The organism is Longimicrobium sp. (assembly GCF_036280135.1).
GTDB lineage: Bacteria > Gemmatimonadota > Gemmatimonadetes > Longimicrobiales > Longimicrobiaceae > Longimicrobium.
The window spans coordinates 1-7,102 of record NZ_DASURI010000023.1 but is presented as its reverse complement, the minus strand read 5'-3'; the positions used below and the strand labels follow the sequence as shown (position 1 = coordinate 7,102).

General features: G+C 72.6%; 8 protein-coding genes. 1 reads left to right on the top strand and 7 read right to left on the bottom strand.

The genetic code is table 11. The features are described from left to right. Positions 1-207: 207 nt before the first annotated feature. Positions 208-1,098 carry an L-serine ammonia-lyase, iron-sulfur-dependent, subunit alpha gene (gene sdaAA, locus VFZ20_RS00640; protein ID WP_329681876.1) on the bottom strand — a complete coding sequence of 297 codons (891 nt, stop codon included), beginning with the start codon at positions 1,096-1,098 and terminating at the stop codon, positions 208-210. A 115-nt stretch (positions 1,099-1,213) separates the two neighbouring features. Further along, a complete protein-coding gene (gene sdaAB, locus VFZ20_RS00635; protein WP_329681875.1) occupies positions 1,214-1,879 on the bottom strand; it encodes an L-serine ammonia-lyase, iron-sulfur-dependent subunit beta in 666 nt (221 codons plus the stop codon). A 297-nt stretch (positions 1,880-2,176) separates the two neighbouring features. Between sdaAB and VFZ20_RS00630 the strand changes: the two genes are divergently transcribed. Then, a complete protein-coding gene (locus VFZ20_RS00630) occupies positions 2,177-2,818 on the top strand; it encodes a hypothetical protein (RefSeq protein WP_329681874.1) in 642 nt (213 codons plus the stop codon). A gap of 91 nt (positions 2,819-2,909) precedes the next feature. Here VFZ20_RS00630 and VFZ20_RS00625 read toward each other — a convergent pair whose 3' ends face one another. The 5 genes from VFZ20_RS00625 to VFZ20_RS00605 all read right to left on the bottom strand — a co-directional run bounded on the left by VFZ20_RS00625 (position 2,910) and on the right by VFZ20_RS00605 (position 6,947). After that, positions 2,910-3,446 (bottom strand): DUF2939 domain-containing protein, encoded by a 537-nt coding sequence (locus VFZ20_RS00625; protein ID WP_329681873.1) that lies wholly within the window; start codon positions 3,444-3,446, stop codon positions 2,910-2,912. Positions 3,447-3,614: 168 nt separating this feature from the next. Next, positions 3,615-4,328: a hypothetical protein gene (locus tag VFZ20_RS00620; protein ID WP_329681872.1), complete on the bottom strand. Its 714-nt coding sequence runs from the start codon at positions 4,326-4,328 to the stop codon at positions 3,615-3,617. Continuing rightward, positions 4,325-5,161: an alpha/beta hydrolase gene (locus tag VFZ20_RS00615; RefSeq protein WP_329681871.1), complete on the bottom strand. Its 837-nt coding sequence runs from the start codon at positions 5,159-5,161 to the stop codon at positions 4,325-4,327. Before VFZ20_RS00615 ends, VFZ20_RS00620 begins: the two co-directional genes overlap by 4 nt. Continuing rightward, complete coding sequence (locus VFZ20_RS00610; protein ID WP_329681870.1) at positions 5,161-5,748, bottom strand: HXXEE domain-containing protein; 588 nt, start codon at positions 5,746-5,748, stop codon at positions 5,161-5,163. Before VFZ20_RS00610 ends, VFZ20_RS00615 begins: the two co-directional genes overlap by 1 nt. Then, positions 5,745-6,947 carry a hypothetical protein gene (locus VFZ20_RS00605; RefSeq protein ID WP_329681869.1) on the bottom strand — a complete coding sequence of 401 codons (1,203 nt, stop codon included), beginning with the start codon at positions 6,945-6,947 and terminating at the stop codon, positions 5,745-5,747. The genes VFZ20_RS00610 and VFZ20_RS00605 overlap by 4 nt, the downstream gene beginning before the upstream one ends. Positions 6,948-7,102 lie beyond the last annotated feature (155 nt).

Here is a 7,102-nt window from a genome sequence, read left to right as displayed (position 1 = left end):
GAAGGGAGAACTTCATCGCGGCCAAGGATGGAACGCGCCGGCAGCAGCCCGCCCCTCCCCCGGCCCCTCCCCGCTCGTTCCTCGCGGAGAGGGGAGAAAGCACGCAAGCCCGGGACTCTCCCCCGCGCTCCGGGGCTCGTGGAAGTATATACCCTCTCCCGCGCAGTTTGCGGGAGAGGGTGCGAGCGACAGCGAGCGGGTGAGGCCCTACCGGCTCGCGCCGGACGGGCGCTGCGTGGGGCGGATCTGCACCAGGCGGCGGGCGGACGGCGTCGCGGCCAGGCCGCCCATGGCCGTCTCGCGGTAGGCGGAGGGCATGCGCCGCCCCACCTCGCCCATCACGTCGATCACCTCGTCCGCCGACACGGGAAAGTCCAGGTCCGCCAGCGCCATCTCCGCCGCCGCGATGGCCTGCATGGCCGCCGACGCGTTGCGGTAGATGCACGGGATCTCCACCAGCCCGCCGATGGGGTCGCAGATGAGCCCCAGCATCCCTTGCAGGCACAGGGCGATGGCGTTGGAGATCTGCTCGTGCGATCCGCCGTGCAGCCAGGTGACGGCCGCGGCGCCCATGGCCGCGGCCGTGCCCGTCTCCGCCTGGCATCCGCCCTCGGCGCCGGCCAGCGACGCGCGCTGGGCGATCACCCCGCCCACGCCGCCCGCCACGAGCATGGCGTCCACCAGCCGCTCCTCGCCCAGGCCGCCCTCCGCGAACTCGTCCACGGAGATCAGGATGGCCGGCAGCACGCCCGCCGCCCCCGCCGTGGGCGCCGCGACGATGAGCCCCATGGCGGCGTTCACCTCCAGGGTGGAGATGGCGCGGGCCAGGGTGGCCGTCACGCGGCTGCCCAGGATCTGCGGTCCGCCGTCCCACAGCTTCTTGGCGCGGCCGCCCGTGAGCCCGCTGGCGGAGCGCACGTTGCCCTCCAGCCCCTCGCCGATGGCGCGGCGCATGACGCCCAGCGTGTGGCGAATGCGGGCGCGGATCTGCTCCGCGGGCACGCCGGTCTCCGCCGCCTCGCGGTCCAGGACCACCTGGGGAAGCGGGCGGCCGGTTTCCTCGGCGTCGCGGATGAGGCTTTCGATGGACTTGTGCATGGAACCGCAGGGAATAGGGAACAGGGAACAGGGAATAGCCTGCAAGACCGGTGCACGGGGAAGCGCCAGGCCCTTCAGGGCCCGCGATTCCCTGTTACCTGTTCCCGATTCCCTCTCACGCGATCTTGGGCACCGCCCGCGCCCACCGCAGCCACGGGAACGAGCGGATGGCGCCCAGCGCCGCCTCGTTCACGGGCTCGTCGGCCTCGATGGTCATCAGCGCGTCCTGGTGCCGGCCCGTGCGGTCCACGCGCATGGTGGCCAGGTTCACGTGGTGCCCCGACAGGATGGTGGCCACGCAGGCAATGGTGCCCGGCTCGTCGTGCGCCAGCAGCACCAGCGTGTGATAGGCGCCCGTGAGCGAGACGGGAAACCCGTCGATCTCCGACACCTCCACCCGCCCGCCGCCCAGCGACGCGCCCCGCACGGACAGCTGCTCGTCGCCGATCTCCACGTGGAAGATGGCCGTGTTGGGATGCGCGTCCTCGCCCAGGTCCACGTCCTCGAACGTCCACTCCAGCCCGGCGGCGCGCGCCTCGTCGTACGCCTCGCGCAGGCGCAGGTCGTCCGGCGGCAGGCCGATGAGCCCGCCCACGATGGCGCGGTGCGTTCCGTGCCCCTCGCCCGTGGCGGCGAACGACCCGTGCAGCTGGATGCGCACCCGCACGGGCGTGCCCCCCGCGATGGCGCGCGTGATGAGCCCCAGCCGGCACGCGCCGGCCGTGTGCGACGACGATGGCCCGACCATGGTGGGACCCAGGATGTCGAAGAGAGATACCATGCGTGGAAGATACGCGGGGTGTACGGCGCGGGCCAGACGGGAGACGGTGACCGGGACCGCCCGGCCCAACCTCGCCTCACGTGGGGCGCCAAGGGGCCAATTTCAGGGAAACAATCTCGCGCGACGGGATCCTTCCCGCCTCGACTCTCGTGCAATCTCCGGGGCTGGACGCGGATCGGCCGCGGTGGACGCGGATGGCGTGGATCGTGTACCCCGGGCGCGAGGGGAAGCCGTTCAACGGGCGGTGCAGGGTCCGGATGTTCATCCGATCCACTCTATCATCCGTGAGGTGCAACCATGACTTCATCGAACACCACGCAGCGCGCGCAGGCGTGCCCCCTGGGGACGCGGGCATCACGCGCCCGTGCGGGGACGGGCCGGCTGGCGCGCGCGGCGGTCTGCCTGTGCATGCTGGTGCCCCTGGCCGCCTGTCCGGGGACCAACACCAATCCCGCCGTGGTTCGCCCCAACGCACTCCTGGAGGTGTTTGCCAGCCACCATAACCTGGACATCGACGTGGTGGCGAACCCCGACGTCACCACCCCTCCGCCCGCGGAGGCAAAGCCGTACCACCCGGACGACCTCACCATCCGGGTCACGGGCACGCAGTTGGACAGGGGTCTGGCATCCATGGACCTGACGGTTCGGGCAAGCGAGCCGTTCGAGTGCCGGTGGACCAACCCCGATCTGGGCGGGGGGTCCACTCCGGCGACGGGACCGCGCGAGATTCACGTCCCGCAGTCCAATCCGCCCGGCAGCCCCACCGGCATCCTCATGTTCACGTACGACATCCGGGACTACCTGCGCCAGGTCAACTGCGGCCGGCCGGACGCCACGTTCGGTGGACGGGTGGAGCTCATCCTGACGGTGACGAACGTGGCCGGCCTTCGCACGCAGACCCCACCGCTGCGGCTGTACATCTGCGAGTCATGCGCATGAAATACGAGGGGCCGGCCACTCCCGCGGGATGGCTGGCCGGCCCCTGACTCGTCGTTCCCTGCACCGCCCGGGTTCCCCGGCGGCGCCCGCCCTACTTCGCGTCCGCGTCGCGGCCGAAGCGCACGCCGGAAAGCTTCCAGCCCAGGCCGTCGCGGGTCATGATCAGCGCGTACTGCTCCGCGCCCGTCTCGCGGTCCAGGTAGCGCACGGCAAAGCGGTTCATCCCCTCGTAGCGCCGGTCGCGCTCCACGTCGCTGCGCCGCGCCTCGTCCTTCTCGTCGCGGTCGCGATCACGGTTGCGCGGGTCGTTGCCCTTGGTCAGCGCGGCGATGCCGGACGGCGTCACGGCCGCGTCGATCACGGGGCCCGTCAGCATCCCCGCCAGCGCGCCGCCCATGGCCGCGAACGGATTGCCCGAGTCCCCCGAGATCTCCCGCGTCACGGCCGTCTTCACGTTCTCCTTGAAGCTCGTGCGCAGCGCGGGAAAGTCCACCACCTCGTTCAGCGCCGCCACGTCGCCGCGCTCGGCGGCATCCGTCACCTTGCCGTACGCCCGGTACGGCGTGAAGTACAGCCAGGCGGCCGCGACGCAGAGGGCCAGCGAGAACAGGGGGAGAATCCGCTTCATCAGGTGCAACTCCAGTGGGGGAAACGAGATCGGCGGGATGATACGGCGGATGTGACCGCGGGGATTCAGGGCCGGCCGGTGCGACGGCCCGTGTACACCCGCGGCGCGCGCGAGTGCCGGCCATCAGCCGCGGCGGGGGTGGGTGCGAGGGATGGACGGGGGCGACGCCTACGGCTCCATCCACGAGGGCCCGCCGCGCAGCGCGTCCTCCGTCAGCGGCTGGCGGGCGGTCTCGGCGAGGGCGCCGCCCCGCCGCTCGTGCGTGATGCGGACGTACGTGGTGTCGTCCAGCAGGTCCTGCGCTTCGCGGCGGATTTCCGTCAGCTTTCCGTCCATCCACCGCCACCGCGACGCCGTCCAGAGGCGGCCGGCGTGCCCGCCGCGATTGAACGTGTGCCACTCGCGCCGGGCGGAATCCGGCTGCAGCGTCTCGTACGTCCCCGCGGGGGTGAGCCGGCCCGTCGCCGGATCGAACCGCCAGTACACGGAGCGCGAGCCGGCCATGCCCAGCTCCGTCACGTAGCCCAGGTCCACGTGGCCGTCCCAGTCCAGGTCCGGCCGCGCGACACGCTCGATCCCCAGCTCCGGGTCCACCTCGTTGTCGCCGGGCACCAGCGTCTGCACGGGGCGGCCGTCGCGCAGCACGACGATGCTGTCCGTCACGCCGCGGCCGTGCCCGTACGGGCGAAAGACGTAGTCCGCCGCGTCCGCCGCCGTCCCCGCCCGCACGATGGGCGCGGCTGAATCGACCCGCACCATGAACGGCGCCGTATCCGCCGGGGCGGCGGCGCGCGCCGTCTCCCCCTCGTCGGATCTGCACGCGGCCAGGGCGCAGGCCGCCGCCATCATCCACGTCCGCCGCATCCGCATCCCCCGCATCATCGTCCCGCGTCGTTCATCGTGGCGGAATCCAGCCCGTCCGCGAACGCGCGGAGGGCCGTCCAGTAGCTTTCCCCCGCCACCCACGACAGGTCGTTGTGCGTGGCGCCGCGCACCCACAGGTGCCGCTTGGGCCCGGGCGCGATCTCGTACAGCCGCTCGCCGTGCCAGAACCCGATCACCTCGTCGTCCGTTCCGTGGATCACCAGCACGGGCATGCGCACACGCGGCAGCTTGCGTTCCGTGCGAAACCGGTCGAACGGCAGGAACGGGTACGCCTTCACCACGCGCAGCGCGGAGGTGAACGTGCTCTCCAGCACCAGCCCGCCCGCCGGCCTGCGCGCGGCCAGGTCCACCGCCACGGCGCCGCCCAGCGACCGGCCGTGCAGGATGATGTGCCCCGGCGGCACGCCCGCGCTACGCGTGAGGTAGTCGTACGCGGCCTCGACGTCGGCGTACGCCGCGCGCTCCGACGGGCGGCCCGTGCTGAGCCCGTAGCCGCTGTAGTCGTACGCCAGCACGTTGAACCCCGCGTCGCGCATCATCTGCAGGAACTGCATCCCCTGGACGATGTTCTCCGCGTTGCCGTGGCTGAACAGGATGGTGTAGCGCGCGTCCGGGTTGCGCAGGTGCACGGCGGCGATGGTCCCGCCCGCGGCGCGGGGCAGCAGCAGGATCTGCTCGTCCCGCGCGTACCGCTCCGACGGCGGAAGAAAGATCAGCCGCTCGCCCAGCAGCCAGATGAGCGCCGCGAAGCCGGCGTAGGCGACAAGCGCGAGGAGCAGGGCGCGAAGCAGCACGCGGGGCCGGATGATTCGGTGGACGAGGAGGGGCATCAGAACGCGCCCGTGATCCGTCCGCAGGTCCACAGCAGGGCCACGAGCACGGGCCCGTGAGCCACGAGCGCCAGCGGAAGCAGCATGCGCCACGCCCGCCGCCCGGTCCACGCGTCCCGCCGCGCCGTCCGCAGCAGGAGGATGCCGAACGGCAGGTTGAGCGCGAGCGCCGTCGCCAGCCCCGGCGCGTAGCCGCGCAGCACGGCCGCGGACGCCAGGTGCGACGCCACGTTCACGAGCACCGTCGCCTGGACCACGAGCAGCAGGTACGTCGCCGTGTGCCCGCCGCGGATCGCCATCCGCGCGATGATCCACGGCACCCCCGTCGCCACGGCCAGCGCCGCGCCGAACATGGGCAGGGTGACAGCGGGGAGTACGGCGCGGGCGGCATCCGGCATCCGCTCCGCCGCCATCGGCAGCGCGCGCGGCATCGCCAGCCACTCCTCCGCGTTGTGCAGCGTCAGCAGCGCGGGCACGGCCAGCAGCAGGGCGCGCGGCGGACGGCGGATCGGGGTCCGCGCATCCGCCGCCGTCCCTGCGATGCGGCCGCGCGAAGGTCGGGCATCGGCGAGCGGAGTGCGATTCACGCGGGCTCCACGCGCGCGCCGGCCTCCAGCACGGGCGCGGACGTCGGCGAGGACGCGGGCGACGGCGCGGACGTCCATCGCGCCAGCACGCCCTCCACGAACGTGGCCGTGCGCGTGCGCAGCGGCTCGAAGGTAAGGCCCACGCCCACGCCGGTCAGGATGCCGCCCACCCGGTCGCTCAGCCCCAGCCACTGGCCCAGGTAGCCCTGCAGCACCTGCTCCAGCGTGGCGAACGTCACGACCATCGCCACGCCGACGAGGCCCGCGACGGCCGTCCGTCGGATGGCCAGGGCGGGGTCCAGCGCGCCGGCGTAGAACATGGCAATGGCCACGCACGCCAGCAGCGCCGCGAACGCCGCCATCATCGACAGCCCGTACCAGAAGCGCAGCGGCGGCACGTAGCCCGTGGCGTCCTGCAGCACCTTGAGCAGCGACGCCAGCACGGCGATGCCCGTGGCGAGCAGAAAGCCCTCCAGCACCCAGTAGATGCGGCGCCGCCCGTCCGCGTCGGCCCCGCGGTAGCCGGCGCGCAGGTTCAGCGCGCTCACGGCCATGCTGGACAGCAGCATCCCGAAGACGATGTACTTCAACAAGGTGAAGTTCGGGAGCGGCCGGCCTACCACCTCCGCCACGATGCGGATGGACTCGGGGACCAGGATCAGCCCCAGGATGGACCCCGTCGCCACGCGCCGCACGGCCGCGGCGTCCAGGGACCGGCGCTGGGCCGCGGCCAGCACGCGCCGCGCGCGAGAGCCGCCGTCCGCCAGCTCCGCCGGGGTCAGCGGGCGCGGAAACGAGCAGGAAAAGCGCAGCATAGCCGTCATCCCCGCCAGCGCGCAGACGGGGATGGAGAGGTCCGTGACGCTCCGCAGCCACTCCGGCGCGCGCGCCATCGTCATCAGCCACCACACGCCGTCGCCGGACAGGACGAACGCCGTCAGGGCCAGGAACGTGGCCAGCGCCCGCGCGTCGTTGCGGTCCCAGCTGCGCCACGCCAGGGCCAGGGCCAGCACGGCCGCCGCGGGCCCGCTCAGCAGGGTGATGAGGATGATGGCGATGATGACGCCGCGCGTTCCCTCCGCGTCCGCCATCCGCAGCTGCAGCACCTGCCCGGCCAGGGTGATGACGGACAGCGCCACCGCCGTCGCGGCGAGCACGCGCACGAAGCCGCGGGCAAGGAGGGAGCGGGAAACGGGCATGATCCTGCGGAGAACGGGACTGCGGGGATGGATCGGAAGCGGACCCGGAAGGTAGCCCCGAAGGGGCGTGGATGGAAGTTCCGAGTACCAACCCCGCACCCTCCTGCCTGCACCCGGCACCCGGCACCCGGCACCCGGCACCCGGCACCCGGCAC

Coding starts and splice junctions, on each gene's coding strand:
- sdaAA (WP_329681876.1), bottom strand. CDS start 1,098: ATGCACAAGTCCATCGAAAGCCTCATCCGCGACGCCGAGGAAACCGGC.
- sdaAB (WP_329681875.1), bottom strand. CDS start 1,879: ATGGTATCTCTCTTCGACATCCTGGGTCCCACCATGGTCGGGCCATCG.
- VFZ20_RS00630 (WP_329681874.1), top strand. CDS start 2,177: ATGACTTCATCGAACACCACGCAGCGCGCGCAGGCGTGCCCCCTGGGG.
- VFZ20_RS00625 (WP_329681873.1), bottom strand. CDS start 3,446: ATGAAGCGGATTCTCCCCCTGTTCTCGCTGGCCCTCTGCGTCGCGGCC.
- VFZ20_RS00620 (WP_329681872.1), bottom strand. CDS start 4,328: ATGATGCGGGGGATGCGGATGCGGCGGACGTGGATGATGGCGGCGGCC.
- VFZ20_RS00615 (WP_329681871.1), bottom strand. CDS start 5,161: ATGCCCCTCCTCGTCCACCGAATCATCCGGCCCCGCGTGCTGCTTCGC.
- VFZ20_RS00605 (WP_329681869.1), bottom strand. CDS start 6,947: ATGCCCGTTTCCCGCTCCCTCCTTGCCCGCGGCTTCGTGCGCGTGCTC.